General features: G+C 73.5%; 25 protein-coding genes. 10 read left to right on the top strand and 15 right to left on the bottom strand.

Features of this window, described 5'->3' with window-relative positions; genetic code table 11:
- Positions 1–40: 40 nt before the first annotated feature.
- On the bottom strand, positions 41–3,208 hold the full coding sequence (locus HNR25_RS16935; RefSeq protein WP_184636633.1) for a DEAD/DEAH box helicase family protein: 3,168 nt from the start codon (positions 3,206–3,208) through the stop codon (positions 41–43).
- A 291-nt stretch (positions 3,209–3,499) separates the two neighbouring features.
- Here HNR25_RS16935 and HNR25_RS16930 point away from each other — a divergent pair, with 291 nt between their 5' ends.
- Positions 3,500–4,300, top strand: a complete 801-nt coding sequence (locus HNR25_RS16930; protein ID WP_184636631.1) for a carbon-nitrogen hydrolase family protein — start codon at positions 3,500–3,502, stop codon at positions 4,298–4,300.
- A 205-nt stretch (positions 4,301–4,505) separates the two neighbouring features.
- The gene (locus tag HNR25_RS16925; protein WP_246463703.1) at positions 4,506–4,766 is read left to right on the top strand and encodes a hypothetical protein; all 261 of its coding nucleotides are present in this window, start codon (positions 4,506–4,508) and stop codon (positions 4,764–4,766) included.
- A 356-nt stretch (positions 4,767–5,122) separates the two neighbouring features.
- Here HNR25_RS16925 and HNR25_RS16920 read toward each other — a convergent pair whose 3' ends face one another.
- Entirely contained in the window at positions 5,123–6,415 is a 1,293-nt protein-coding gene (locus tag HNR25_RS16920) for an aspartate aminotransferase family protein (protein WP_184636629.1), read from the bottom strand.
- A 171-nt stretch (positions 6,416–6,586) separates the two neighbouring features.
- Between HNR25_RS16920 and HNR25_RS16915 the strand changes: the two genes are divergently transcribed.
- Complete coding sequence (locus HNR25_RS16915) at positions 6,587–8,206, top strand: PucR family transcriptional regulator (protein WP_184636627.1); 1,620 nt, start codon at positions 6,587–6,589, stop codon at positions 8,204–8,206.
- Between the two features lie 157 nt (positions 8,207–8,363).
- Here the strand turns inward: HNR25_RS16915 and HNR25_RS16910 are convergent, their stop codons facing one another.
- The 3 genes from HNR25_RS16910 to rlmN form a co-directional block, all read right to left on the bottom strand.
- Positions 8,364–8,834: an MOSC N-terminal beta barrel domain-containing protein gene (locus tag HNR25_RS16910; protein WP_184636625.1), complete on the bottom strand. Its 471-nt coding sequence runs from the start codon at positions 8,832–8,834 to the stop codon at positions 8,364–8,366.
- A 446-nt stretch (positions 8,835–9,280) separates the two neighbouring features.
- Positions 9,281–9,730 carry a VTT domain-containing protein gene (locus HNR25_RS16905; RefSeq protein WP_184639436.1) on the bottom strand — a complete coding sequence of 150 codons (450 nt, stop codon included), beginning with the start codon at positions 9,728–9,730 and terminating at the stop codon, positions 9,281–9,283.
- A gap of 69 nt (positions 9,731–9,799) precedes the next feature.
- Positions 9,800–10,897: a dual-specificity RNA methyltransferase RlmN gene (rlmN, locus tag HNR25_RS16900; protein WP_184636622.1), complete on the bottom strand. Its 1,098-nt coding sequence runs from the start codon at positions 10,895–10,897 to the stop codon at positions 9,800–9,802.
- A 247-nt stretch (positions 10,898–11,144) separates the two neighbouring features.
- On the opposite strand from rlmN, the gene HNR25_RS16895 reads away from it, so the two are divergent.
- Positions 11,145–12,230 (top strand): suppressor of fused domain protein, encoded by a 1,086-nt coding sequence (locus HNR25_RS16895; protein WP_184636620.1) that lies wholly within the window; start codon positions 11,145–11,147, stop codon positions 12,228–12,230.
- Between the two features lie 124 nt (positions 12,231–12,354).
- On the opposite strand, the gene HNR25_RS16890 is transcribed toward HNR25_RS16895, so the two are convergent.
- Positions 12,355–12,624: a hypothetical protein gene (locus HNR25_RS16890; RefSeq protein ID WP_184636618.1), complete on the bottom strand. Its 270-nt coding sequence runs from the start codon at positions 12,622–12,624 to the stop codon at positions 12,355–12,357.
- 177 nt (positions 12,625–12,801) lie between these two features.
- Here HNR25_RS16890 and HNR25_RS16885 point away from each other — a divergent pair, with 177 nt between their 5' ends.
- On the top strand, positions 12,802–13,389 hold the full coding sequence (locus HNR25_RS16885) for a helix-turn-helix domain-containing protein (RefSeq protein WP_312862581.1): 588 nt from the start codon (positions 12,802–12,804) through the stop codon (positions 13,387–13,389).
- Positions 13,386–14,627 carry an MFS transporter gene (locus tag HNR25_RS16880; protein WP_184636616.1) on the top strand — a complete coding sequence of 414 codons (1,242 nt, stop codon included), beginning with the start codon at positions 13,386–13,388 and terminating at the stop codon, positions 14,625–14,627. The genes HNR25_RS16885 and HNR25_RS16880 overlap by 4 nt, the downstream gene beginning before the upstream one ends.
- A gap of 27 nt (positions 14,628–14,654) precedes the next feature.
- Here the strand turns inward: HNR25_RS16880 and HNR25_RS16875 are convergent, their stop codons facing one another.
- The 5 genes from HNR25_RS16875 to rpsB form a co-directional block, all read right to left on the bottom strand.
- Positions 14,655–15,488: a phosphatidate cytidylyltransferase gene (locus HNR25_RS16875; RefSeq protein WP_184639433.1), complete on the bottom strand. Its 834-nt coding sequence runs from the start codon at positions 15,486–15,488 to the stop codon at positions 14,655–14,657.
- A 245-nt stretch (positions 15,489–15,733) separates the two neighbouring features.
- Positions 15,734–16,291, bottom strand: coding sequence for a ribosome recycling factor (gene frr, locus HNR25_RS16870; protein ID WP_184636614.1), 558 nt, complete (start codon positions 16,289–16,291; stop codon positions 15,734–15,736).
- A gap of 58 nt (positions 16,292–16,349) precedes the next feature.
- Positions 16,350–17,078, bottom strand: coding sequence for a UMP kinase (gene pyrH / locus HNR25_RS16865; RefSeq protein WP_184639431.1), 729 nt, complete (start codon positions 17,076–17,078; stop codon positions 16,350–16,352).
- 187 nt (positions 17,079–17,265) lie between these two features.
- On the bottom strand, positions 17,266–18,102 hold the full coding sequence (tsf, locus tag HNR25_RS16860; RefSeq protein ID WP_184636612.1) for a translation elongation factor Ts: 837 nt from the start codon (positions 18,100–18,102) through the stop codon (positions 17,266–17,268).
- Positions 18,103–18,225: 123 nt separating this feature from the next.
- Positions 18,226–19,206 carry a 30S ribosomal protein S2 gene (gene rpsB, locus HNR25_RS16855; RefSeq protein WP_184636610.1) on the bottom strand — a complete coding sequence of 327 codons (981 nt, stop codon included), beginning with the start codon at positions 19,204–19,206 and terminating at the stop codon, positions 18,226–18,228.
- Between the two features lie 374 nt (positions 19,207–19,580).
- On the opposite strand from rpsB, the gene HNR25_RS16850 reads away from it, so the two are divergent.
- Positions 19,581–20,117, top strand: coding sequence for a peptidoglycan DD-metalloendopeptidase family protein (locus HNR25_RS16850; RefSeq protein WP_184636607.1), 537 nt, complete (start codon positions 19,581–19,583; stop codon positions 20,115–20,117).
- A 20-nt stretch (positions 20,118–20,137) separates the two neighbouring features.
- Here the strand turns inward: HNR25_RS16850 and HNR25_RS16845 are convergent, their stop codons facing one another.
- Positions 20,138–21,043, bottom strand: a complete 906-nt coding sequence (locus HNR25_RS16845; protein WP_184636605.1) for a tyrosine recombinase XerC — start codon at positions 21,041–21,043, stop codon at positions 20,138–20,140.
- Positions 21,040–21,411 (bottom strand): RidA family protein, encoded by a 372-nt coding sequence (locus tag HNR25_RS16840; protein WP_184636603.1) that lies wholly within the window; start codon positions 21,409–21,411, stop codon positions 21,040–21,042. Before HNR25_RS16840 ends, HNR25_RS16845 begins: the two co-directional genes overlap by 4 nt.
- Positions 21,412–21,814: 403 nt before the next feature.
- Between HNR25_RS16840 and HNR25_RS16835 the strand changes: the two genes are divergently transcribed.
- From HNR25_RS16835 to dprA, 3 genes are all read left to right on the top strand, one after another.
- Positions 21,815–22,234 carry a YraN family protein gene (locus HNR25_RS16835; RefSeq protein ID WP_184636601.1) on the top strand — a complete coding sequence of 140 codons (420 nt, stop codon included), beginning with the start codon at positions 21,815–21,817 and terminating at the stop codon, positions 22,232–22,234.
- The gene (locus HNR25_RS16830; RefSeq protein ID WP_184636599.1) at positions 22,234–23,778 is read left to right on the top strand and encodes a YifB family Mg chelatase-like AAA ATPase; all 1,545 of its coding nucleotides are present in this window, start codon (positions 22,234–22,236) and stop codon (positions 23,776–23,778) included. Before HNR25_RS16835 ends, HNR25_RS16830 begins: the two co-directional genes overlap by 1 nt.
- A gap of 154 nt (positions 23,779–23,932) precedes the next feature.
- Positions 23,933–25,159 (top strand): DNA-processing protein DprA, encoded by a 1,227-nt coding sequence (gene dprA, locus HNR25_RS16825; protein ID WP_184636597.1) that lies wholly within the window; start codon positions 23,933–23,935, stop codon positions 25,157–25,159.
- Between the two features lie 88 nt (positions 25,160–25,247).
- Here dprA and HNR25_RS16820 read toward each other — a convergent pair whose 3' ends face one another.
- Positions 25,248–25,571, bottom strand: coding sequence for a DUF2469 domain-containing protein (locus HNR25_RS16820; protein WP_040274759.1), 324 nt, complete (start codon positions 25,569–25,571; stop codon positions 25,248–25,250).
- Positions 25,572–25,767: 196 nt separating this feature from the next.
- Positions 25,768–26,550, bottom strand: a complete 783-nt coding sequence (gene lepB / locus HNR25_RS16815; protein WP_184636595.1) for a signal peptidase I — start codon at positions 26,548–26,550, stop codon at positions 25,768–25,770.
- Positions 26,551–26,635: the final 85 nt, after the last annotated feature.

Raw genomic sequence — 26,635 nt, 5'->3', positions numbered from 1 at the left:
CCGGTCCGCCCCGCTCTGCGGCGGCAGGCGCACTCCACGTTCACGGTGCCGCGCGCAGCGTCCCGTCGGCTATTTCCGCCGCCACCGCCTCGGGCTCGTGCAGGCAGCGCCACTCCGGCACGCGCGCGACGCGCTCACCCGACGCTTCGGCGAGGAACCCGGCGCGCACGGCCAGGCGGCGCAGCTCGGCACCGGTGCCCGCGTGGTCGACCAGCACCAGCAGCGGCCCGCGCGCGGTGGCGACCCGCAGGTCGGCGCGGTAGCCGTGCAGATAGGGGCCCGGTTGCACCCGTGCACCGGATTCGCGCAGCACGCGGCACAGCGTCGCCGACGCCGCGGTGGCGGGCACCGGCCCGCTGCCCGCCTCCGAACTGCGCGCCAGCTCGGCCAGCGGTCCGCTCTCGCCCCGCCAGAACGCGCGGTCGCCGACGACGATCAACCGCTCGACGGTCCGGCCCAGCGCACCCGACCAGGTATCGGCCCTGCGTGCCCGCTCCAGCAGGACGTCGGGGAGCAGCGCACCCGAGCAGACCGGAGAGACCACAAGCGTGTCGACGGCGTCGCCCTCGTCGTCGAGCAGGTCCGCCGGACCGTACACCCCGATCCCGCGCCCCTGCCGCCGCCCCTCCAGCAGCCGGCGCAGCAGCGCGCGCTGCGGCTGCACCGGCGCGAACACGGCCGGGCGCGCTTCCGCCGGCAGTCCGGTTTCGGCCTGCTGCGCGGCCACCACCGCGCGGCGGGCCTCCGCGCGGTTCAGCGCCGTGCCGCCCGGAAGCGGTTCGCACGCACCGATGACGTGGCGCCATTCCACGCGTCCGCCATTCTCCGAAAACCCGTCGGACGCCTCCCCGCTGCGCTTCGGGTCCGGAGCGTACTGCGGCTCCGACGGGGCCTGCGCGCCGTCCGCAGGCCGCTCCCCCGGGCGGCTCAGCACGCCGACGCGCCCGCCGTAGCAGTGCCGCGCCGCGACGCCCGCGATCTCCGGGCGGCCCCTGCGGCGCTCCTCCAGCCACAGCGGAGCCCGGCCCGCGGCCGCGGCCGCCGCCGCGCCGGCGTCGTAGGCGGAGTCGCGGGTGTAGGCCAGCCCGCGCCGGCCCAACCGTGCCGGGGACAGCCCGGCCTCCCGCTGGAGCCGGTCGTCCTCGGCGGGCTCCAGCGCGCTCCACGGCGCCGGGCGTACCGGATCGCCGATGATCAGGGCCTGCTTAGCGCGGTACAGCAGCGGTAGGAGCTCGGGGACGCACAGCTGGTCGGCGTCGACGACGACGGCGAGATCGAACAGCCCTTCCTCGGCGGGCAGGGAGCCGGCGGCCCGCGTGTTCACCGCCCAGGCGGGAAAGGCGGTCAGCAGCCGCCCCGAACCCGGGCGGGCGGCGGCCGCACCGGCGGCCTCGACCGCAGGCGCCGCCGGCCCGTAGCCGTTCCCGTGCCAATTGAGGCTCTCCAGACGGCTGCGGACTGCCGATCTGCTGCGGGCGACGCGCCGCTCGGCCGCGCTGTCGGCCAGCGCCGCCGACGAAGCCCGGTGGCGCTGCAGGGCCGCGTCCAAGTCCCGGATCAGCCGGTCCGGCGGTGCGGCTCCGGTGCGCCGGTCCAGGGCGCCGCGCCAGTCGCGTTCGACGCGGGCCGCCCAGCACAGCTTGCGCAGGTTCTCCGGCGACGGGTCGACGCCGAGTCCGCGGCGCACGGCCGAACGGTGCTTGGCGCCGGACCAGCCGCCCTCCAGGGCCCGCTCGGCCCGGTCGAGCCAGTGCTGGGGGCCGCTGCCGCCGGCCGCGAAGAGCTGATCGGGCCGCCAGCCGGTGTCGGCCATGCTCCGCCGTTCGGCGGCCAGCGACGCGAGGTCGCGCCCGGCGAGGGCGATCCGGTTCAGCCGGTCGCGCAGGTCCTCGACCCGCGCCCAGTCCTCGGCGGCCTCGGCGTACCGGGCGGCGACGTCGGTTCCGGTCGCGGTGGCGCGGCCGGGGCCGACCCGGTCGCGCAACCGCTCCAGCAAGCGCGCCTCGGCAGCGCGGTGCTCGGGGCCGCCGGCGCGCATGACCGCATGGCCCGGCGGCTCGCCTGCGCGGTGCGCGATGCGGTCGAGAACGGTGTCGTCCTTGCCGCCGACGACGACCCGCAGGCCCGCCGCGGCCGCCGTTGCCACGACCGTGTCGACCAGTTCCGCCCCGCCGGCGCCGGCGGGTGCGGCGGCGACGGTAAGGGGCGCGCGCAGAGCCTGCCGGACGATCCGGTGCCCGGACTCGTCCAGCGGCGCGCCACCGGCCGGCACGACCGCGGACCGGCTTTCGGGACTCGGCCCCGGTGCTCCCAGCAGCGCGCCCAAGGCGGTGCGGGGGCCGACGTCGCCGTCCAGGCGAAGACCGCCGGCGGCACCGGGGGCGAGCGCGGCGATCAGTCCGCCCAGCCCCGCCCCGGCGTCCGCGTCCGCGCCGGCCGGATAGACGACGGCGACGTTGCGGGCTCCGCGCGCGGCACCGGGCTCGGGCAGGGTGCCGCGCAGCCGCGACGGCCGGATCGCCTCGATGCGTTCGATCCCGAGCCGCGCCAGCAGCGTGCACACCGTCTGTTCCAGATCGCGCGGCACGGCGGCGCGGCCTCCCGTATCGGCGCGGCCGCCGGGATCCGGGCCGCGGTGCAGCCACCGGCGGAGCTCGGCGGCCTCGGCGGCGGAGTCGACGCCCAGGGCGCGCACCAGCGCCGGGTTGACGTCTGCTCGCGAGACCGCCCGCGCGCGCAGGCGGCCGCCGTCGTCGACGGCCTCGACGCCGGCCACCAGCAGCGGCGCCGCGCGGACGGTCGGCCCGCGCCCGTTCGCCCTGGACTCGAACACAACGAGCGGGTACCCGTACAGCAGCGTCCGCCCCTCGCCGGCAGCCGATCGGACCAGGGGGCGGGCCTCAGGCGGCAGCGGTGGGGCGTCCTCAGCGCCGCTGAACAGGGGCTCGGGACGGGCGGGCAGGCATACGGCGCCGAGAGCGGCGGTGGCGGATCCGCCGTCCGGGGGCGGGGGACCCGGCTCCAGGCGGCACCCGGTCTCCAGCTCGGACTCGCGCCGCAGGCAGCGGCGATAGTAGGCGATCAACTCGGGCGAGTACTCCACCGGCGGCGGCCCGGCGCTTGCAGCGACCGCCGTGCCGCCGGCGGTATCGGCGGTGCCGGCGGCCGGGGACCGCTCGACGGCGGGACCGGATGGTGACAAGCGCATCGCGCACCTCGCTGTCGGACTGGGCTGATTCCATTCCGCTATGTATCGATGCGAACACGTACGGATGCCGCTATTATCGGCCGCTTCCCGCATCCCCGCAGGAAGACGGGAGAATCGGCCCATCGGCGACGCGGCCCCGGGAGGGTCGGCGGCATCCGCTTCGGGGAGAATCCGGTATGGAAAGCCGCAGTCGCCTCCCGCCCCGTCCGGCGGGACGCTGCGCGGCGGGTTCGGCCGCGCCGGAGGGCGCGTCGGGGCCGCCGGATCCGTCGAGCCGCAGCAGGGGGTCCCGTGGTCAACGTGGCAGTCGCCCAGTTCGCACCGGGCGAGGACAAGTCTCGGAATCTGGCGACGGCGGGCCGACTGGTCGCCGAAGCCGCCGAGCGCGGAGCGGGCGTGGTGCTGCTGCCGGAGTACGCGATGTTCACCGCGCCCCGGACCGATCACCGCTTCGTCGAGGCGGCCGAGCCGCTGGACGGCGCGTTCGTCGGCGGACTGGCGCGCTTGGCGGCCGAGTCCGCGGCGGTCGTCGTCGCCGGCGTCAACGAGGAGGTACCCGGGGGCGAGCGCTTCCGCAACACCCTGGTGGCGATCCGCCCCGACGGCTCGATCGCGGCCCTGTACCGCAAGCTGCACCTGTACGACGCGTTCGGGGTGATCGAGTCCGAGGTCGTGGAGCCCGGTGCGATCGAGGCTCCGCAGACGTTCTCCGCGGACGGCGTGACATTCGGCCTACAGACCTGCTATGACCTGCGGTTCCCCGAGGTGACCCGGCGTATCGCCGACGCGGGCGCCCAGGTTCTGCTGCTGGCGGCCGAATGGGTTCCGGGAGCGCAGAAGGAAGACCACTGGGACACGCTGGTGCGCGCCCGCGCCATCGAGAACACCCTGTATGTCGCCGCGGCGGGGCAGAACGCTCCGACCGGCGCGGGAAACAGCATGGTCGTCGACCCCATGGGGACGCGGACCGTCGCCCTGGGTGAGCAGACCGGGGTTGCGGTCACACCTATTTCCCTCGACCGCTTGGAACAAGTGCGGACGAAGAACCCCGCCCTGCGGCTACGCCGGTTCACGGTCACCGAGGCTCCCTGACGGAACTGTGTCCGAAATTCCCCCTCTTTGCCCCTGATTGCGCGGCCACACAATCCCGCTGATCGTTACACATGGTCACCAAACTTAGTCGCTGAGTAACAAAAATCGGCCTGAGCTATTCCGGTAACAGAGTGCTTCTGATTCAATAAGACCCGATCACGGCAAGCCCGCCAGACTGTCCTAAACCACGGGGGGAGCAGGGACGTTGAGCGGTCTGAGCATTATGTGCGATTCAGACATCGAAAATGCAGACACAGGCGACATTCACCTCTTTGATGCGGAGGCACTCACCATCGCGCAGCTCGTGGGTGAGGCCTGTGCCGTCTGCCATGCGCGGTGGCCCCGGCCCCGCCACCGGATCGGCGCGTCGTCGGAGGACGACGAGTTGTTCGGGTGTCGCGAGTGTGCCGAAATCGCGGCCGACCACGACTCCGGCGCGTCGCAACGCGCCCTGGTAGCCCGCTGACTCCGACGGGCCCGAATGCCGCGCCCGGGCGAGGGTCGCCTGCCGGAGGCGCCTCCGGCAGGCGCCGGGAGCGACGGCCGCGGCGGGATCGAGGGTCGTTCCGCCGCCGCAGACGCGGGGCGCTCCGGGATCGGGAATCCGCACCCGGAGCGCCACCCTGCCTGCGCACCCGCGTCCAGGGGGGAGGAGGGTGAGCGCGCAGAGAAGGGCCGTCCGCGCCGCCGGCCGCGGCGCCGGGGGTGGAGGCACCGCGGCGGCCCACCCCAACGATACTGCGTGTGTCACTGCGAAAACGCCGGGTAAGAAAAATCTCTCCGATCGGATTCCCGGCGCCGGCCTCCGGATCGCGGGCGCGATCAGCCCGCGCGGGAGGCGACCTCCCGGACGGCATCGACGAGGATGTCGCGGGCTTCGCCGACGTCGGACTCGTCCACGGTCAGCGGCGGCGCCACACGCAGCACGTTGCCGTTCAGCCCGCCCTTGCCGATCAGCAGGCCGCGGCGCCGCGCCCCCTCCAGCACCGCCGCGGCCAGCTCGGGCGAAGGAGCCCCGCTTTCGGGGTCGACCATGTCCACCCCGAACATCAGCCCTTTCCCGCGCACGGCGCCCACCACGGCCGTATCGGTCAGCGGCCGCAGCCCGTCCAGCATGACCGGCCCCAGGCGGGCGGCGTTGGCCTGCAGGTCGTGGTCGAGGACATAGTCGAGCGTGGCGTTGGCCGCGGCCATGGCGACGGGGTTTCCGCCGAAGGTGGAGACGCCGTTGGCCGTCAGGCCGTCCATCAAGTCGCCGCGCGCCACGACCCCGCCGACCGCGAATCCGTTGCCCAGCCCCTTGGCGAAGGTGATGGCGTCGGGGGTGATTCCGTGCTCGCTGTAGCCCCAGAATCCGGTGCCGGTGCGGCCCCAGCCGGTCTGCACCTCGTCGGAGACGAACAGCACGCCCTGCTCGTCGAGGACCTCCTTGTACGCGGCGAGCAGCCCCGGCGGCGGCATGGTGAAGCCGCCGACGCCCTGGACCGGCTCGGCGATCAGGCAGGCCACGTCGCGGGCGGTCGCGGTGGCCAGCACGTCGCGCAGGTCGGCCACGCAGGCGTCGACGTAGGCGGCGTCGGACATGGCGCGGAACGCGGGAGCGTCGCGGTCGGTGCCGTGCAGGTAGTGCACGTTGAGCGGGGACAACGACGAGTTCTTCCACCCGCGGTTGCCGGTGACGGCGACGGTGCCGTAAGAGCGGCCGTGATAGCTGTTGCGCATGGCGAGCACCTGGTCGCTGCCGCGCGCACAGGTGGCCAGCAGCAGCGCGGTCTCGTTGGCCTCGGTTCCGGAGTTGGTGAAGAAGACCTTGGCGTCGGGGATGCCGGAGAGCCGGGCGACCTTCTCGGCGAGCTCGACCTGGCCGCGCAGCAGGTACAGCGTGGAGGTGTGCACCACGCCGGTGGCGATCTGGCGCTCCACCGCCTCACGCACTTCGGCCACGTCGTAGCCGAGCATGTTGGTCAGGATGCCGGCGAAGAAGTCGAGGTAGGTGTCGCCGTCGGCGTCGGTGAGGCGGACGCCCTTGCCGCCGGCGATCTCGATGGGGTGGTCGTAGTACAGGGACAGCCACGCGGGCATGACGGCGCGGTGACGAGCGAGAAGTTCCGACATGACCTCAGTCTCACCCGCATGCGCCGCGCCCCGCCACCGCCAGAGTGTCGGTTTCACACCTCCGTGATTGACAGGGTGTCACCGCCGACGTGTCGGGGCGCCGCGGCGGCCGACCGGCGGCGGGAGTCGTTCTCCCCGGTCGACGGCCGTTTCGGCCCTAGACTCGGCACCGTGCTGCCCACCCTCGCCGACGTGCTGGAACTGCCCCCCGTGCGCCGCGCACGCCCGCGGGTCGCCGTCGGCACCGACCTGCTCGACGTCTCCGTGCGCTGGGTGCACATCGCCGAAGTCACCGATCTGGCCCACCTGCTGCGCGGCGGCGAACTGGTCCTGACCACGGGGATCGCGCTACCCGCCGATCCCGAGTCGCTGCAGACCTACATCGACGGGCTCGCCTCGGCGGGCGTGGCGGGCATCGCCGTGGAGCTGGGCCGCAAGTACCACGGCGAGCTGCCCGAAGCGCTGCTGCGCCCGGCCCGCGAAGCCCGGATCCCGGTGGTCGCCCTGGAGCGCGAGGCGCGCTTCGTCGAGATCACCGAGGCGGTGCACAGCCGTGTGGTCAACCGGCAGCTGGAGGAGCTGCGCGAATCCGAGCGGCTGCACGAGGCCTTCACCGAACTCTCCGTCGAGGGCGCCCGACCCGAGCGGGTGCTTCGCGAAGTCGCCCAGCTGTCGGGCTGTCCGGTCGTCCTGGAGAACCTCGCCCACCAGGTGCTGGTATGCGATCTCAACGGCGAGGATCCCGGGCGGCTGCTGGCTTCGTGGGAGAGCCGCTCGCGCGGCGTGCGCATCAACGGGCGCACGTCCCACGACTCCCCCACCGGCTGGCTGGTGACCATGGTCGGCGCGCGCGGCCAGGACTGGGGGCGGCTGATCCTGTTCACCGGTGCGGCATCGGCGCCGCGCCAGATCATGCTGATCGAGCGGGCCGCCACCACCCTGGCGCTCGGACGGCTGCTGGAACGCCACGAGGAGAGTCTGGAGCGCCAGACCCACCGCACCATCATCGCCGGCATCATCGACCGCGCCTACTCCGACCCCGACGAGGCCCTGGTTCGCGCCCGCGCAGTGGGGGTTCCGCTGGCCGGACGCAAGCTGGTCGGGCTGACGCTGCGGCTGCGAGAGCCGGGGACGGGCCTGGCGGCGCAGGCGCGCCTGTCCGACACCGCCGAAGGGGTGGCCCGCGCCTGCCGGGCCCTGCGCCTGACCGCGCTGGTGGGCTCGATCGACGACCTGCGGGTCGGCGTGCTGCTGGCGGTTCCGGGCACCGGCGGGCTGGAGCCGCACCTGCACCGGCTGTCGGAGGGGATCCGCGAACGGGTCAGCGCCGAGTCGGTGCTGGCGGTGGGTTCGGTGGCCGAGAGCATCCGCGACGTGCGCCGCTCGTTCCTGGAGGCGCGCCAGGTCGGCGACGTGGCGCTGCACCAGCAGAGGGGAGACGGCGGCCGCCCGTTCTACCGCCTGCCCGACCTGCACCTGCGCGGGCTGCTGCACCTGTTCCGCGACGACGAGCGGCTGCAGACCTACGTCGAGCGCGAGCTGGGGCCGCTGCTGGACTACGACGCCCGCCACGGCAGCGACCTGACCGGGATGCTGCGCCACTACCTCTCCAGCGGCCGCAACAAAGCGCTGGCGGCGGCCAACGCCCACCTGTCGCGCCCGGCGTTCTACGAGCGGCTGCGCCGCATCTCCCACGTGCTGGAAGCCGACCTCGACTCCGTCGAGACCTGCCTGTCGCTGCACGTGGCGCTGCTGTCGCTGGACTCGGTCCGGGGACGGCTCTCCTCCTGACCGGGCCGGCCCGGGCGGAACCGCGGTTGGGACCTGTCCCCGACGCTGCACACGCGGATCCGCGCCCGGGGGCACCCGCCCGGCGTGAGCGGCCGCAGCATAGGGCTGCTGCCCGTACGGCCGGGCGCACCAGCGTGCGGCCCCCCTGGATCCGCGACTAGCGTTCCGATTCTCCCCAGCCGGTGACGACGGCATCTTCGCCCAGGACGAGTGTGCCGGAGCGCACCACGGAGAACTTGGCGCCGAACACCACCCCGCCCGCGGACGCCCGGCGGTAGGCGGAGAGCGCACGGAGGGGTTCGCGGCCCGACTTGGCGCCCGTGTTCTGGTCGACCGTTGTGACGGCGCACCGGGTTGCGAGCTCGGCATAGCTCAGTTCGCTGCCGCCGATGGACACCCGGCGGACCTCGTCCTCAAGGTGCGGTCGGTCCCAGCCGTCGAGCACGATGTCGGGGCGAACGAGAGCCGGCCGCGGCTCCCCGCGCTGGCTCCGGAACACTCCGCTCTCGCTGACCACCATGAAGGTGCGGTCGTGCGCCAATCCCGCTTCGGTCAGCGGCGCCTCGGTCACGGGAACTCCCGCGCATCCCTTCACCGGGTAGGTGTACATCTCGGTCACAACCGCCATGACTCTCCCCGTTCGATGCGCCGCGGATCGTCCACCGCGGTGCGGTGTCGGGCGAGGTCGCCGACGGTAGGCGGCGGGTCCCGTTGCCGTGTGCGGCGTGCGCTCGGCGGCAAGCCGGCTCGCTCGCTGAGCGAGCTGCGCCCCATTGCCGCAGCCTCTGGGGTAGCCGGTTCCACGTGGTTCCCGGAGGATGCCTCCACCGCCGCAGGCCCCTCGCCGACATCCGGAGGCTCCGCATGACCGCCTGGCTCAGCTCCCGCACCGGCCGCGAACCGCGGCGCGTCCCCACCCGCCCCTACGCCGAGCGCGGGGTTTCCACCGGCGCAGCGCCGGAAAACGGTGATAACCCCGAGATCGTTTTCGGCGGCCCCGGAGCAACAGGCACGCCCGAACCGGCACGCCGCCGCCGGCGCCCTCGGGTGCCCGGCCCTGTCGCCCGGCCACGCCTACAGCAGCCACAGTGCCGCCCCCGGCGCATACACCACGACCGCGAAGCGGACCGTGCGGGTGACGAACGTCACCGCAGCGAAACTCCACACCGGCATGCGCACGGTTCCCGCCAGGACCGAGACGACCATGAACGGCGGCACGCTGGCCAGCGAGCTGACACCCACCAGGCCCAGCGCCCACAGCGGCCGGCCTTCGGCCTTGGCGCGCCAGCGCTCGGCCCGCTCCGCCCAGCGCGGCGGGGTCCGGGCGCGGCGCTTGAGCCAGGGCACGTTCAACGCACCGCGCCCGATGTAGAAGTAGGGGATCTTGCCCAGCGTCTGGCCGAGTCCGGCCGCCGCCGCGCCCATCAGCAGCGTCCCGCCGCCCAGCGTCCCCAGGCCGAGCAGGTACAGCTCGACGTTGAGCACCGGGACCACCCCGGAGGCCAGCCCGAACACGAAGGCCATCGCGGCCTCGGCGACGGTGGAGGGCACTCTCGGCTCCGGGAGGGACGCGGGATCCGCGCGGCGCTGCCGCTAGTTCTCGGCGGCGGCGAGCTGGCCGCAGGCGCCGTCGATCTCCTGGCCGCGTGTGTCGCGGATGGTGACCGAGATCCCGTGCGATTCCAGGCGGCGCACGAACTCCCGCTCGTCCTCGGGACGGGAGGCGGTCCACTTCGATCCGGGGGTCGGGTTCAGCGGGATCAGGTTGACGTGCGCCAGGCGCCCCTTGAGCAGCCGCCCCAGCAGGTCGGCCCGCCAGGCCTGGTCGTTGATGTCGCGGATGAGCGCGTACTCGATCGAGACGCGGCGGCCGGTGGTGTCGGCGTAGCGCCAGGCCGATTCGAGGACCTCGGCGACCTTCCAGCGGGTGTTGACCGGAACCAGCTCGTCACGCAGCTCGTCGTCGGGCGCGTGCAGCGAGATCGCCAGCCGGACCTGCATGCGCTGGTCGATCAGCTTCTCGATGGCCGGCACCAGGCCCACCGTCGAGACGGTCACGCCGCGCTGGGACATGCCCAGCCCGCCGGGCACCGGATCGGTCATGCGGCGGATCGAATCCAGCACGCGCCGGTAGTTGGCCAGCGGCTCGCCCATGCCCATGAACACCACGTTGCTGATGCGTCCAGGGCCGCCGGCGACGTCGCCGCGCGCCAGATCGCGTGCGCTGGCGACCACCTGGTCGGTGATCTCGCCGGTGGACAGGTTGCGGGTGAGGCCGTTCTGGCCCGTGGCGCAGAAGGGGCAGTTCATGCCGCAGCCGGCCTGCGAGGAGACGCACAGCGTGACCCGGTCGGGGTAGCGCATCAGCACCGACTCGAACATCACGCCGTCGAAAGCCCGCCACAGCGTCTTGCGGGTCATCCCGTCGTCGCAGTCGATATGGCGGACCGGGGTCAGCAGCGTCGGCAGCAGCTCCTCGCCGAGCCGTTCGCGGACCCCGGACGGCAGGTCGGTCATGGCCGCGGTGTCGGACTCCAGCCGGCCGAAGTAGTGCTGGGCGAGCTGCTTGGCGCGGAACGGCTTCTCGCCGAGATCGGCGACGGCGCTGCTGCGCTCCTCGGGACTGAGGTCGGCGAGGTGGCGCGGCGGCTTGGCCCCGCGGGGCGCGGCGAAGGTGAGCTCGGCAGGCATCGGTATCCAAGGCGGATCGGAGGCGGGCGGCAGCCGCAGACGGGACCGGCGAATCGCGGTACTTTAGGGGCCTGTACGGCCATTGGCGACGGAAGCCGTGGTACCGCCGGAGCCGCCCGGTCGGGCACTGGCTTTCATACTATGCGGCGCTCACGCGGGCGCCGTCCGGTGGCGGCCGGTCCCCACCCCGGGGACCGTTCCGGCACCGACCGCAGCCGAAGACGACGAGAGCCGACAAGGAGGGCAGGTGGCCGGAGCGCACGTCCTCCTCGACCAGTACAGCCCCTACCGCAGCCGCCGCGTCATCGTCGAGCAGGACTCCCGCACCACGGCGGCCTACCTCCTCGACGCCCGGGGCTCGATCCGCGTACCCGTGTGGCTGGCCAACCACGGGATAGCTCCGGAAACCGGCGACCCCGAAGGTCTTTACCGCGGCGAGGCGCCCCTGATGCCCGCCGCCCAGACCAAGCATCCGCAGGGGCGCGCGCCCTTCGACGGATCCGCGCTGCGCGCCGTGTGGTTCGAGGAGGGCGACGGTGTCGCTCTGCTCGACGACGACGGCCTGCTGGCGATCATCCCCGGCTGGGCCGAGGCCGACAGCGGCCTGCCCGGCTACGCCCGCGAGGCGATCGGCCGGTCCCCCTACGCCTGGGCGCTGGATCCGGTGGCCCGGCAGCTGTGGCCGCGGGTGGTCCACGCCGAGGCGTATTGGGACTGGCGGGCGGCGCCCAACGCCTGGCGCAGCGTCCAGCGGACCGTGTTCAACCACCTCACCCGCACCGTCGGGCCCGCCGGCCACTACTGGGACGTCTCCGACGGCCACGCCCCGCTGATCCGGGTATCCGAGCGGCCGCCCACCGAGGACCGGCCCTACACGGTGCTCAGCACGGTGGGCATGTGCGGCCAGCGCATGCCCACGCTCGACCGCTACATGGCCGACACCTCGGGCTATGCCCGCATCGAGCTGGCGCTGGCCACCACGACCCGGGCCCACGTGGCCGCGCGCATCTTCCGCTGGATCGGGGCCTTCCCCTGGCGGGCGGTGACCTGGTTCGGCGCCGGGCACAGCGTGAAATGGCTGGACAATTCCGAGGACGCGGCCATGCGGGGCGACAGCGCCGCGGTGCTGCTGGTGGCCGATCCCGCACCGCTGAACGGCCCGTCCGGGCGGCTGCCGCCCGACACCTCCGGCCTGACCTTCCACGGCGATCCGGTCACGTGGCTGTGGATCGTCCCGATCACCCGGCCCGAGCACCTCTTCGCCAAGGAGCACGACTCGGCAACGCTGATCGCCAAGCTCGCCGCCGAGGGGCGCAGCTGGATCCTGGACTAGGGGACGGCCGGGCACGGAGCCGCGCACGGCGGACGGTTCCGGGGCCGGGGCGTCGGTCACACCGGCGGCGGTGGAGCAACGGGGACTTCGGAGAGTTCGGGAGGCTTTCGGCGGTGGCGCCCGGTCAGGACGGCCAGCGCTGCGCGACGACCTCGTCGATGAGGTCGGACACGGCGTTGTAGGTGTGAGTCTGGTTGAACTCGGCGGCTCCGGCGCCCAGGGCGAAGGGGGCGACGTCGCCGTCGGTGAGCGCCACCTCGTAGCCGTGGGCGGTGGTGATCCGGTGGACGCGGCCTTCGGGCGCCTCCTCGGTGCTGTGGTAATCGATGATCTTCAGTCCGGCCAGATCCATCAGGATCCGGCCCAGGGTGTCGCGCGGCGGCCAGGATTCCATCTGCTCTCCTCGCATCGTCGGGGCACCAGCGTGCCAGGACCGGGGCTTTCGGGCCGGGCACTCGGAAAAACTCCGTCCGCGGCGTGCGGTACGCCGCACGAGCGACCCGCGTCACTCGCACCCCATCCCCCAAATAACTCTTTGACGGAAGGGTGGCCGCGGCGTAGCGTCCCCGCTGTGCCTTCACCCTCCTACGACCCCGACATCGCCGGTCTGCGGCTGCTCGCCCACCCGCTGCGCCTGCGACTGCTGTCGCTGCTCACCGCCCAGGCGATGAGCGCGGCCGAGTCCGCGCGCGAGCTCGGCGAAACCCAGGCCAACGTCAGCTACCACCTGCGCCGGCTGCACGAGGGCGGGCTGCTGGAGATCGCCGAGCGGGTTCGGGTCTCGGGCGGGCTCGCGCGGCGCTACCGCCACGACCCCTCCAGCGGCCCTCCCGCCCTCGCCGCCCAAGCGGGTGCCCCCGGCGGCCACCGGGAGGCCGCGGCGGCCATGGCCGCCGAGCTCCGGCGCCGCGCCGGGCTCGTGCACCCCGACGGCCCCAGCCACCTCACCGACGCCGAGGTGTGGATCGACCCCGCCGAATGGCGCAGCCTGATCCGGGCCGTCGCCGACGCCGCCGACCGCCTGCACGCCGCCGCCCGGCCCCCGCACACCCCCGGCACGATCCCCACCGGCACCACCCTGGTCATGTTCGCGCTCGCCGCGGCCGCCCCCGCGGACGGCGACGGCGGCGGCGTCCCGGACGGGCACGAGGACCGGTGAGCGCCCCCGAGGAGCCCGCCGAGCACACCGACGCGCCGGCGGGCGTGCGCGCTCCGCTGCGCTACCGGAACTTCCGCGGGCTGGCCGCCGGGCGGAGCCTGATGTACTTCGGCAACGCGCTGGCCACCGTCGCACTGGCCTTCGCGGTGCTCGACCTGACCGGGTCACCGGTGGCCCTGGGGATCGTGCTGGGCGCCCGATCGGTCGCGCTGGTCGTCTTCGCGCTGACGGGCGGCGTGCTCGCCGACCGGCTGCCGCGCTCGGTCATCCTGCAGGGCGCCTGCGCCCTCACTGCCGCCTCCCAGGCCGCCATCGCCGCCAGCGTACTGACGGGTGCGGCTTCGATCCCGCTGCTGGCCGCCCTCAGCCTGGTCAACGGAGCGGTTGCCGCCGTCGGGCTGCCCGCGGCGGTCTCGCTGACCCCGCAGACCGTGCCCGCCCGCCTGCTGCGCCAAGCCAACGCGGTGGCGCGCATGGGCATCATGCTCGGCATGGCGGTGGGGATGTCGGCGGGCGGCGGCGCGGTCGGGCTGGCGGGTCCGGGCTGGACGCTGGCCCTGAACGCCGCGGTCTTCGCCGCCGCGGGCGCGGCCTTCGCCGCGGTCCGCGTCGCCGCACCCGCATCCACCGGGCCCGCCCGCCCGCTGCGCGACCTCGCCGAGGGCTGGTCCGAGTTCGTGTCGCGGCCGTGGGTGTGGATCGTGGTGCTGCAGTTCATGATCGTCAACGCGGTCTGGTCGGGCGGCGTGAAGGTGCTCGGACCCACCGTCGCCGACGCGACGATCGGACGCGGCCTGTGGGGCGTCGTGCTGTCCGCGGAGACCGCGGGCGCCCTGGTCGGCGGTCTGCTCGCGGCGCGCTGGCAGCCGCGCCGGGCGCTGCTGTTCGGCGTGTCGCTGACCGCGATGGACGCGCTTCCGCTGCTGACCCTGGGCTATGCGCCGACCGTGCCGTTCCTGCTTCCCGCCATGTTCCTCACCGGCCTCGCGCTGGAGCAGTTCGGCGTGGCCTGGGAGGTGTCGCTCCAGCAGAACATCCCGGCGGACAAGCTGGCGCGGGTGTATTCCTACGACGCGCTGGGGTCCTTCGTGGCCCTGCCCGTCGGCGAAACGCTGGCCGGGCCGCTGGCCGCCCTGGTGGGCATGCGCCCGGCCCTGGCCGGAGGTGCGGCGCTCGTCGCCGCCGCCTGCCTGGTCACGATCAGCGTGCCCGGCGTGCGCACGCTCACCCGGTGTTGAAACAGAACCGGCCCGGGCGCGGCGGAGTCAGGGAACCAGCAGGCTGAGCACGATCCAGGCGACCGGACCCGCGATCAGAAGCGAGTCCACCCGGTCCAGCAGACCGCCGTGGCCGGGCATGAACCGGCCCATGTCCTTCACCCCCAAGTCGCGTTTGAGCAGCGACTCGATCAGGTCGCCCACCGTGGCGGCCAGCACCACGGCGACGCCCAGCACCGCCCCGGCCCACAGGGGGCCGTCGAGCATCAGCCCCACGGCCAGCGCCCCCGCGATCATGCAGGCCAGCACCGAACCGGAGAAGCCCTCCCAGGTCTTGTTCGGGCTGATCACCGGTGCCATCTTGTGCCGGCCCATCAGGATCCCGGCGAAGTAGCCGCCGATGTCGCTGCTGATGGTGACGATGATGAACGCGATCAGGCGTTCCTGGCCGTCGCCGGGCGTGGCGATGAGCAACTGCCAGGTCGCCAGGAGGAAAGGGACGTAGGCGAGGGTGAGCAGATCGGCGGCGGCGTCGCGGACGTATCCCTCGGCGCCGTCGCGCAGGCGCCACGCGAGCGCTGCGACTGCGGTCAGGGCCGTCGCCCCCACGAGCCATTCGGCGCCGCCGAAGTACGCGCACACCTGCATCGCCGCACCGCCCGCACCCAGCGGCCACAGCGCGAGCCGCGCGCCGTGGGCGCCCAGCCCGCGGTTCAGCTCGCGCAGGCAGATGAGCGTCGCGGCGGCGGTGATCGCGACGAACACGGCCGAGAAGGGGTAGATCGACAGCAGGACGAGCGCGCCCAGCGCCACACCGCTGGCGACGGCCACCGGAAGGTTGCGGCCGGTGCGTACGGGATCGCCGTCGGGCTTGTGCAGCACGAAGCGCTGGCGGGCGTCGTCGGCGCCGGACTCGGCAGGGTCGGCAGGGGCGGCGCCGGACGCGTGCGGCCGAGCCTTCTGCTGCGGTTCGCGGTCGCCGCTGCGGCCGGAGGGCTCCGAGGCGGCTCCGGCGGCACCGGAGCCGCCTGAAGCGCCCCCTGAGGCGCCGGAATCGGCGGGCGGCGGATCGGCTCTCCCGTGATCGTCGTCCTGCTCTGATCCGGGATCTATGGACGTCACGGGGGCTAGACCTCGAGCAGCTCGGATTCCTTGTGCTTGAGCATTTCGTCGACCTCCGCTACGTGCTTCTGCGTGATCTCCTCGAGCTCCTCCTGGGCGCGGTGGCCCTCGTCCTCGCCGATCTCGCCGGACTTGACGGACTTGTCGAACGAGTCCTTGGCGTGGCGCCGGATGTTGCGGATGGATACGCGGGCGTCTTCGGCCTTGCTGCGCGCCAGCTTGACGTACTCCTTGCGGCGCTCCTCCGACAGCTCGGGGAAGACCACCCGGATGACGTTGCCGTCGTTGGCCGGATTGACCCCCAGGTCGCTGTTGCGGATGGCCTTCTCGACCGCCTGCATCGACGACTTGTCGAACGGAGACACGACCACCATGCGCGGTTCGGGGACCGCGAACGACGCGAGCTGGTTGATCGGGGTCTGGGTGCCGTAGTACTCGGCCGTGATCTTGTTGAAGGTCGCCGGTCCCGGGCGGCCCGTGCGGATCGCGGCGAAGTCCTCCTTGGCGACCACGACGGCCTTCTCCATCTTCTCCTCGGCTTCGAGGAGTGTCTCTTCGGTCATTGCGGCTCCCGTGTGTCGCTTCAGTCCATCTGTCGGGCTGTCGGAGGTCGGCGCCGTGTCAGCGGTGGTCGGCCGGGCACACGATGGTGCCCATCTTCTCCCCCCGCACCGTGCGGACGATGTTGCCTTCGCCCATCAGGTCGAAGACGACGATGGGCAGGCCGTTGTCCATGCACAGGCTGACCGCGGTCGCGTCCATGACCTTCAGGCCGCGGGTCAGGACCTCGTTGTACTCAAGGCGGTCGAACTTGACGGCGTCGGGATTGCGCTGCGGGTCGGAGTCGTAGACCCCGTCGACCTGGGTCCCCTTGAGCACGGCCTGCGCACCGATCTCCAGGGCCCGCTGGGCGGCCGTGGTATCGGTGGAGAAGAACGGGGCGCCCAAGCCGGCGCCGAAGATCACGACGCGGCCCTTCTGCAGATGGCGGACCGCGCGGCGCGGAATGTAGGCCTCGGCGACCTGGCTCATGTGGATGGACGTCTGGACGCGGGTCTCGACCCCTTGGCGCTCCAGGAAGTCCTGCAGCGCCAGGCAGTTGATGACCGTGCCCAGCATCCCCATGTAGTCGGCCCGGCCGCGCTCCATACCGCGCTCGGACATCGCGGCGCCGCGGAACATGTTCCCGCCGCCGACGACCACGGCCACTTCGATCCCCTCGGCCACTGCGACCGCGATCGCTTCGGCGAGGTATTCGACGACCGCGGCATCGATACCGAGGTCCTCACCGCCGGAGAACGCCTCACCGGACAGTTTCAGTACGACACGGTCCCAGCCGGAGTCGTGCATATGCATGGCTGGGGCCTCCGCAGCGGCATGGCCTTCGGTCTCCGACACGGCGCTCGGCCTCCTTCTGGTTCCCCCGAGTGGTTGTGCGAATGCGGGGCGGCCGGGTGCGCGCCGACCGAAATCCCGCCTGATCCACCGAAGGTGCCGGGGCGCTGTGCACCCCGACACCTCCATCATGTCAAACAGATCAGGACTGGCCGACCTTCAACCGCGCGAAACGGCGGACGGTGACGCCGGCTTCCTCGACGACCTGGCCGACCGTCTTCTTGCCGTCCTTGACGAACGGCTGGGCGAGCAGCGTGGCGTCCTTGAAGAAACCGTTGACGCGGCCCTCGATGATCTTGGGCAGCGCCTGCTCCGGCTTGCCCTCCTCGCGGGCGGTCGCCTCGGCGATGCGGCGCTCGCTCTCGACCGTCTCCTCGGGGACGTCGTCCTTGCTCACGTAGCTCGGCGCGAGCGCGGCGATCTGCTGCGCGAGATCCTTGCCGACCTCGGCGTCGGCCGTGTCCAGCTCGACCAGGACGCCCATGGTCGGCGGCAGGTCCGGGTCGGACTTGTGCAGGTAGCTGGCGACGTAGGCGCCCTCGTACTTGGCGAAGCGGCGCAGTTCGATCTTCTCGCCGATGACGGCGCTGTGCTCCTCGATGACGGTCTGCACCGTCTTGCCGTCGGAGTACTCGCTGTTGCCCAGGGCGGCGAGGTCGTCGGCGTCGTTGGCGGCCACGAACTCGGCGATGTCGTCGGCCAGCTTCTGGAACTGCTCGTTCTTGGCGACGAAGTCGGTCTCGCAGCCCAGCTCGACCAGCACGGCCGCGGTGTCGTCGTCCTGCTTGAGGACGACCAGCCCGTTGGTGGTCGTGCGCTCGGCGCGCTTGCCGACGGACTTGGCGCCCTTGACGCGCAGGAACTCGACGGCCTTGTCGAAGTCGCCGTCGCTGTCCTCCAGCGCCTTCTTGCAGTCCATCATCCCCGCGCCGGTCAGGTCGCGGAGCTTCTTCACATCGGCGGCGGTGTAGTTCGCCATGGCTGTTCTCTAATCCCCTTGGTATGGGTCGACGGGTCTCACAGGTCCCGAGCCGGAAACGACCCGGGCGGGGTTCCCCGCGCCCGTTGCGGGCGCGGGGAACCGGCGATCGCCTGAGGGGCGTCAGGCTTCCGTGGAGCCCTCGGCCTCAGCCGCGGGGGCCTCGGCGCCGTGCTCCGGAACGGCCTCGGCGACGGGCGCCTCAGCAGCGGCCTGCTCCGGAGCGGCCTCGGCGGCCGGCGCCTCGGCAGCGGGCGCCTCAGCAGCGGCGGCCGGCGCCTCGGCAGCGGGCGCCTCAGCAGCGGCGGCGGGCGCCTCGGCCTTGGTCTCGCCCTTCTCCAGCAGCTCGCGCTCCCACTCGGCCAGCGGCTCCTCGGGGGCCTTCTCCGCACCGGCGCCGGCGGAGGCGCCCGAGCGGGCGAGCACACCGTCGGCCACGGCGTCGGCGACCACCCGGGTGAGCAGGCTGACGCTGCGGATCGCGTCGTCGTTGCCCGGGATCGGGTAGTCGACCTCGTCGGGGTCGCAGTTGGTGTCCAGGATCGCGACGACCGGAATGTTCAGCTTCCGCGCCTCGCTGATCGCGATGTGCTCCTTCTTGGTGTCCACGATCCACACCGCGCTGGGCACGCGGGCCATGTCGCGGATACCGCCGAGCGTGCGCTCCAGCTTGTCCTTCTCGCGGCGCAGCCCCAGCAGCTCCTTCTTCGTCCAGTTCGAGGCGGCGACGTCGTCGAAGTCGATCTCCTCGAGCTCCTTGAGGCGCTGGAGCCGCTTGTGCACGGTGGAGAAGTTGGTGAGCATGCCGCCCAGCCACCGCTGGTTGACGTAGGGCATCCCCACGCGGCGGGCCTGCTCGTCGATGGCCTCCTGCGCCTGCTTCTTGGTGCCGACGAAGAGGATGGTGCCGCCGTGGGCCACCGTCTCCTTGACGAACTCGTAGGCGCGGTCGATGTAGGACAGCGACTTCTGCAGGTCGATGATGTAGATGCCGTTGCGCTCGGTGAAGATGAAGCGCTTCATCTTCGGGTTCCAGCGCCGCGTCTGGTGCCCGAAGTGCACACCGCTTTCCAGCAGCTGCCGGATGGTCACGACTGTGGCCATGACTCGGTCCTCCTTGTACGGCGGGTCCGTCCCGCCCCGGTTAGTTCCTGACGCCCCGGCCGCCCCGCCGTACCGCCGCGGCGGTACGGACCGTAAGAGCGGCCCCTTCCTCGGAAGGCACGGAGGCGTGCGTATTGGTCGGCTCTGGTGAACCTCCTGGAATTCTAGCCGCCCTCGGGGTGCGTCGGGGCCTATCGGCGGCCCCGGTGTGTGTCAAGGACCTCCGATCGTCCGGTTCGCCCTCCGGCGCCCCGGCGCGGGACCGCGCACCGGGATCCGGGCACGCATGCGGATCCGGAGTGCGCGACGGCCCCGTGTCCACAGGCCGCCCGTCCGCCTGGCGGGGCGGGCGGCGGGCGGATCAGGATGAAACCATGCCGGCACCGCACCGCCCGCGCTCCCGCCCGCACCGCACCCGTCGCGCCCTGGCGTGCTGCCTTGCGGCACTCGCATTCGCCCCGTTCGTCGGCGCGGCGCCCGCGGGGGCCCGGGAGGGGCGGTGGCGCGCCCCGCTGGACGGGCCCGTGCACGTGCTGCGGCCCTTCGATCCGCCGGCCGAGCGCTGGCTCGCGGGCCACCGGGGCGTCGACCTGGCCGCCGACCCCGGCGCCGCAGTGCGCGCCGCCGCGGCCGGCCGCGTGGCGTTCGCCGGGACCGTCGCCGGGACCGGTGTGGTCAGCGTCGACCACGGCGGCCTGCGCACCACCCACCTGCCGGTCGATCCGCGGGTGGAGCGGGGCTCGCGGGTCGCGGCGGGACAGGAACTGGCGGCCGTGGCCGAAGACGGGGCGCACTGCGGCGCGCGCACCTGCCTGCACTGGGGGCTCCGGCACGGCGGCACCTACCTCGACCCGCTGGCCGCGCTGGGGCTGGGCCGGGTACGGCTGCTGCCGCTCGGAGCGGCGCGGTGATCCGGCACTCGCCACGGCGGTCACGCCCTCGGGTGCGCCCGGTTGTAGGTCCGGGTCAGGCGCTCGATCGAGACGTGGGTGTAGATCTGGGTGCTGGACAGCGACGCGTGGCCGAGGATCTCCTGCACGCTGCGCAGGTCGGCTCCCCCGTCGAGCAGATGGGTGGCCGCGCTGTGGCGCAGGCCGTGGGGGGCGGAGTCGGTGCCGCGCGCCCGCAGGTAGGCGTGCACATCGCGGCGGGCCGAACGCGTCCCCAGCCGCCCCCCGCGCGCACCGAGGAACAGGGCGGGGCCGGCGGCCGGGGCGGCCAGCCGCGGGCGGCCCTGCCGCAGCCAGGCGTCCAGCGCTTCGAGCGCGGGCACCCCCACCGGCACCACCCGCTCCTTGTCGCCCTTGCCCAGGACACGCACGGTGCGGCGCTCGCGGTCGACGTCGTCGACGTCGACCGCGCACAGCTCGGCGACGCGGATGCCGGTGGCGTAGAGGAGCTCGACCACCGCGCGGCCGCGCAGCCCGGCCGGGTCGGTGCCGACACCCGCCGCCCGCTCTCCGGAGAGGGCGGCGGCGGTTTCGCGCTCGTCCAGCACCTCGGGCAGCGGACGGTTCCGGCGCGGCGCCGACAGATGGGGGCCGGGGTCGTGCCCGATCCGCCCGGTGCGGTACAGGAACGCGGTGAACACCCGGGCGGCGGCGACCCGGCGCGCCATGGTCGAGCGTCCCGCCCCCCGGTCGTGCATGCGGGCCAGCCAGTCGCGCAGCGCCGCCAGGTCGAGGCCGTCGACGCCGCGGCCGGTCTCGTCGAGGTGGTCCAGCAGCGCGCGGGCGTCGCCGAGGTAGGCGCGCACCGTGTGCGGCGACCGGTCCACCGCCACGTGTCCGCGCAGCTCCTCCAGCAGCTCGCGCCGCCCTTCGGGGTCGCCGCTCATCGGAGCCCCGCACCGGTTTCGCGCGGCAGGCACGCCACCGCGTCCACTTCGATCAGGAATCGCGGGTCCTCCAGACCGCTGACCTCGACGAGGGTGCTCGCGGGGCGGGGGCCGTGGTCCAGATACGCCGCGGAGGCCCGGCGCACGTCGCCGAGATCGGCGGTATGGCGCAGGTAGTACGTGAGCTTCACCAGGTGGCGGGCGTCGGTTCCGTGCTCGGCCAGCACCTCGGCCACGTTGCGCAAGGCCTGCCGGGCCTGGGCCGCGGCGTCGCCGTCGGCGACGGCGCCGTCGGCGTCGATCGGCGCCTGCCCCGACACGAACACCAGCGGACCGCCGGCCACGGCGGCGTCGCCCCTGTTCGCCATGCGTCCCCCTCGCCCGCTGCTGAAGCCCGCCTTCGCCAAACGTGGAACACGCCGCCCCCTCGGCGCAAGCCCATTCCCGGCGTCGGCCCGGCGTGCACCGCCCGGGAGGGCCCTCCGGGTTCCCGCACGGATCGGGCCGCCCCAGTGCCGCGACCTCCCGGGCCCCGGCCGGGCGGTGCTCGCGCCGGGTGCCGCGGGGTTCCCGGCGGTGGGCCGTCCGGCTGAAGCGCCCGGCGTGCGCTCGGCGGCACGCCGGCTCGCCCGCTGAGCGGTCCGGTCCCCGTCGCCGCACCCCCGGCGCCCCTTCCACCCGGACCCTCACGTCGTCCACAGCCGCAGAATCCGCCTGGAGCCGCCGGCGCGGTCCGATCACGCTGGACGTATGAGTCCCTTCCGCCCTTGCATGGGCACTCGCCCGCACCGCGGCCACGACACCGGAACCGCCTCCTCCCCCGCTCCCGCCCCGCCGCCCCGCACGACCGCGCTCGGCCGGAAAGGCGAGGACGCCGCCGCTGCCTACCTGGCGCGGTCCGGCCTGCGCATCCTCGCGCGCAACTGGCGCCGCCCCGAGGGCGAGATCGACATCGTGGCCGGCCACGGCCCGACCATCGTCGTCGCCGAGGTCAAGACCCGCACCGGGCTACGGTTCGGATCCCCGCTGGAGGCGGTCGCCGCGGCCAAGCGCCGACGCCTGCGCCGGCTCGCGCGGCGGTGGGCCGCGGAGCACGGCGCCGCCGGTCGGCCGCTCCGGATCGACGTCGTCTGCGTCCTCGCCCCGCGCGACGGCCGCGTGTTCATCCGCCACCACCGGGGGGTGGCGTGATGGCGCTGGCCCGCACCCGCTCGACCGCGCTGATCGGCATCGACGGGCACATCGTCGAGATCGAGGCCCACCTGGGCGGCGGCCCTCCGGGGCTCACCATCGTCGGTCTCCCCGACACCGCCCTGCGCGAGGCCCGCGACCGCATCCGGGCTGCCGTGGTCAACTCCGGCGAGTACTGGCCCGAGGGCCACATCACGGTGAGCCTGTCGCCGGCCAGTCTGCCCAAGCGCGGCAGCGGGTTCGACCTCGCGATCGCCGCCGCCGTACTGGCGGCCGCCGGCGCCGTACCGGCGGAGCGGCTGCACCGCACCGTGGTCCTGGCCGAACTCGGACTGGACGGCCGCACGCGCGCGGTCAGCGGCGTGCTGCCCGCCGTCCTCTCCGCGACCCGATGCGGATGCACGAGTTTTGTGGTCGCCCGCGGCAACGCGGCCGAAGCCCGCCTGGTTCCCGGAGCGGACGTGGTCGGGGTCTCCTCCCTGGTCGAACTGCTGGCGCGGCTGCGCGGCGAGCCCGTCGACGATCCGCTCGACGCGGAGGACGGATCCGAGCCCGAGCACAGTGATCCTACCGAGGCCGCCTCCGACCACCGCACACCCGACCTCGCCGACGTGCTGGGACAGCCCGTGGCACGGCGGGCCGTGGAGGTCGCCGCGGCGGGCGGCCACAACCTGATGATGATCGGCCCGCCCGGAACCGGGAAGAGCCTGCTCGCGGAGCGCCTGCCCACCGTGCTTCCGCGGCTGGCCGCCGAGGAGTCCCTCGAAGTCACCGCGATCCACTCGGCGGCGGACCTGCTGCCCGACCGGTGGCCGCTGATCGTCGAACCGCCGTTCTGCGCGCCCCACCACACCGCCACCCGCGCCGCCGTCGTCGGGGGCGGCAGCACCCGGCTGCGCCCGGGCTGCGTGTCTCTGGCGCACCGCGGCGCGCTGTTCCTCGACGAGGCCCCGGAGTTCGCGCGGGGCGTGCTCGACTCGCTGCGCCAGCCGCTGGAGACCGGCGAGGTCACGGTCGCGCGCTCGGCGGCGACGGTGCGGTTCCCCGCCCGCTTCCTGCTCGTGCTGGCCGCCAACCCCTGCCCCTGCGGCAAACCCGGCAACGCCTGCACCTGCTCCTCCACCCAGCGCCGCCGCTACCTCTCCCGGCTGTCCGGGCCCCTGCTGGACCGGGTCGATCTCAAGGTCGAGCTTCAGCCCGTCGCCCACGCCGAACTGCTCGCCGACCGCAGCTACGCGGAGTCCTCGGCCACCGTCGCCGAGCGTGTCGCCAAGGCCCGCGCACGCGCCGCCGCGCGCCTGGCGGGCACCCCGTGGACCACCAACGCCGCGGTCCCCGGCGCCGAGCTGCGCCGCCGCTTCCCCGTCGCCCCCGCGGCGATGGGCGTCCTCGCCACCGCCCTGCAACGCGGTGAGATCAGCGCCCGCGGCCTCGACCGCTCCCTCCGGGTCTCCTGGACCCTCGCCGACCTCGCCGACCGGCCCGAACCCGTCGCCGCAGACACCGCCTTCGCCTACGCCCTGTGGACGGGACGCGCGCAATGAGCGCCGCGCCCCGCCCTATCCGCCCCGGGCACCGCACCTGCGGACCGGCCGCGCATGCGCGCCCGCCCGCCGCAATCCCGTCCGCCCCGCCCGCGAAGGGAGGAAGGCGGCGCCGGTGCCGGCCGTGCTCCGGCCACGCGGCGCCGCCGCTACCATGCCGTGTCCCGAGCCCCCGTCCCAACCGCCCCGGATCCCGGATGAGCGCCCCGCCGGCGCCCCTACCGGGCATCCGCCCGCCGCAACCGCCGACACCTCCGACGACGCCGCGGCGCGCGCCGGCCTGACCGCCGTCGCCGGTCCCGGCGACCCGGCCATGGGTGCCCTGCTCGACGAGCACGGCGCAGCCGCCGTCTGGCAGACGCTGCGGCGCGGCCGTACCCCGCCGGCACCGCCGGACGCCCGCGGCGGCGCCGCCGATCGGGCCGCACGCTGGCGGCAGCGGGCGGCCGGGGTGGACACCGACGCGCTCCTGGCGGCGGCCGCGGAGATCGGCAGCCGGCTCGTCGTACCGGGCGACCCCGGATGGCCCACCCAGCTCGACCAGCTCGGCCGGGAGCGCCCGTATGCGCTGTGGGTGCGCGGCACGCGCGACCTGCGGCACGCGTGCCTGCGCTCGGTGGCGGTCGTGGGGGCGCGGGCGGCCACGGCCTACGGCCTGCACGTGGCGGCCGACCTCGCCTGGGGGTTGGGGCAGCGGTCGTGGACGGTGGTCTCCGGCGGTGCCTACGGCATCGACGCGGCGGCGCACCGCGGCGGCCTCGCCGCAGCGGCGCCCGGGGTGGCCGTCCTCGCCTGCGGCTTGGACCTCTCCTATCCGCGCGGCAACGAGAACCTCTTCGCCGACATCGCGGCGCGCGGAACGCTGGTGAGCGAGCATCCGCCCGGTGCGCCGCCCAGCAGGCACGGGTTCCTGGTGCGCAACCGGATCATCGCGGCGCTCACCCCCGGCACCGTGGTCGTCGAGGCGGGGGCGCGCAGCGGCGCCCTCAACACGGCGCGCCACGCCCACCGACTGCACCGCGCGGTCATGGGCGTTCCGGGACCGGTCACCTCGGCGCTGTCGGCGGGGTGCCACCGGCTGCTGCGCGACGGCGCCGCGGTCTGTGTCACCAACACCGACGACGTCGTCGAACAGGTCGGCAGCATCGGCACCGACCTGCGCGAGGCGGGGGACGGCGGTGCCGTCGGCGGCGGCGTCCTCGACGACACGGCCCGGCGGGTGCTCGCCGCGGTGCCGAAGCGCACCTGCGCCGGGACCGCATCGATCGCCGAAGCCGCCAGCACCGGAATCGATACCGCGCTGAGCAGCCTGGGGCTGCTCGCCGCAGCCGGATTCGTCGAACGCGGCGCTTCAGGCTGGCGCGCCTACCGCGATCCGTGACGCGGTGCGGATCACGCCCCGCACGACACACGAACGCCGCCGGGGCGCACTGTGCGAGCGCGACCCGGCGGCGAAGGGGCTGTGCCGGTTATTGGGGCCTGCCCGTTGCGGGGACCTCCAGATCGGACTTCGTGATCTCCTCGACGTTGACGTCCTTGAACGTCACCACGCGCACGTTCCGAACGAACCGGGCGGGGCGGTACATGTCCCACACCCAGGCGTCCTCCATCGTGACCTCGAAGTACATCTCACCGTTCTCGGTGCTGCGCGGCTGCAGATCCACGTGGTTGGTGAGGTAGAACCGCCGCTCGGTCTCGACCACGTAGCTGAAGAGGCCGACGACGTCGCGGTACTCGCGATAGAGCTGCAGCTCCATCTCGGCCTCGTACTTCTCCAGGTCCTCAGAACTCATTTCGCGCTCGCTTTCGTCGTGCAGTCCCGGTTGAGCGGCCCGGCCCCCTTCGCCTGTGGGGTCTCGCGAGAACGGGATCCCGCGTCGTGCTGTCAACTCACAGCAACCATGATGCGCTACGTGTCAACCGCCCGGGAAGCGGACCGCGCACGGGCGGTTGGCGCGCGGCACCGCCGGTCAGCACCGCGCGGGCGGTTCAGTCCCCCGCGGCCCCGGAACCCCCGGTCGCCTGAGCGTCCTGCCCGTCCTCGCCGCCGGCTTCCGCCGATCCGCTGTCCCCGATGCCGTCGAAGGTCTCCGGTGCGGGCAGGGTGCTCCAGCGGTCGACGGGCCATACGATCACCGACGCGCGCCCGACCACGTGGTCCATGGGAACCGCTCCTCCGCCCGGATCCTTCTGGTGCTTGCGCGAATCCTGGGACGCGATGCGGTGGTCGCCCATCACCCACACGTGGCCGTCGGGTACCGTCACCGGCCCGAACTCCCGATGGCTCTCCACGCTTCCGGGGAACAGGTAGGGCTCGTCCAGCGGCTGGTCGTTGACCGTGACCCGGCTCTGCGCGTCGCAGCAGGCTACCGTGTCACCGGGCACGCCGATCACGCGTTTGATGTAGTCGCGGCCGTTGGGGGTCAGCCCGAACTGCTGGCCGACCCAGGTGAACGCGTCGGCGACGACGTTGGTCGACTCCTCGGGTACCGACATGCTGGGACCGACGTCCCAGGAACCTTCGCCGTTGAAGACCACGACTTCGCCGCGCTCGATATCGCGTACCTGATAGACCAGCTTGTTGACGATCACCCGGTCGTCGACGAGCAGCGTGTTCTCCATCGACCCCGAAGGGATCCAGAACGGCTGGGCGATCCAGGTGCGGATGACGAAAGCCAGGACGAGGGCGATGACGATCAGCAGGGGCAGTTCCTTCCAGAACGACCCCGACTTCTGCGCCTTCTCGTCCGTGCTCTCACGCTTGGCGTTCATCGAACCCCCGCTCTCGGCCTCGGCCTCGCCCGCTGTACCGGCCCTGGTGGCACACACCGTCCCGACACGACTCTGGCTCCCCCGT

The sequence above is a fragment of the Streptomonospora salina genome (genome assembly GCF_014204715.1).
Classification (GTDB): domain Bacteria; phylum Actinomycetota; class Actinomycetes; order Streptosporangiales; family Streptosporangiaceae; genus Streptomonospora; species Streptomonospora salina.
Note: the sequence above shows the minus strand (reverse complement) of the source record. Positions and strands in the feature narration are given on the sequence as shown.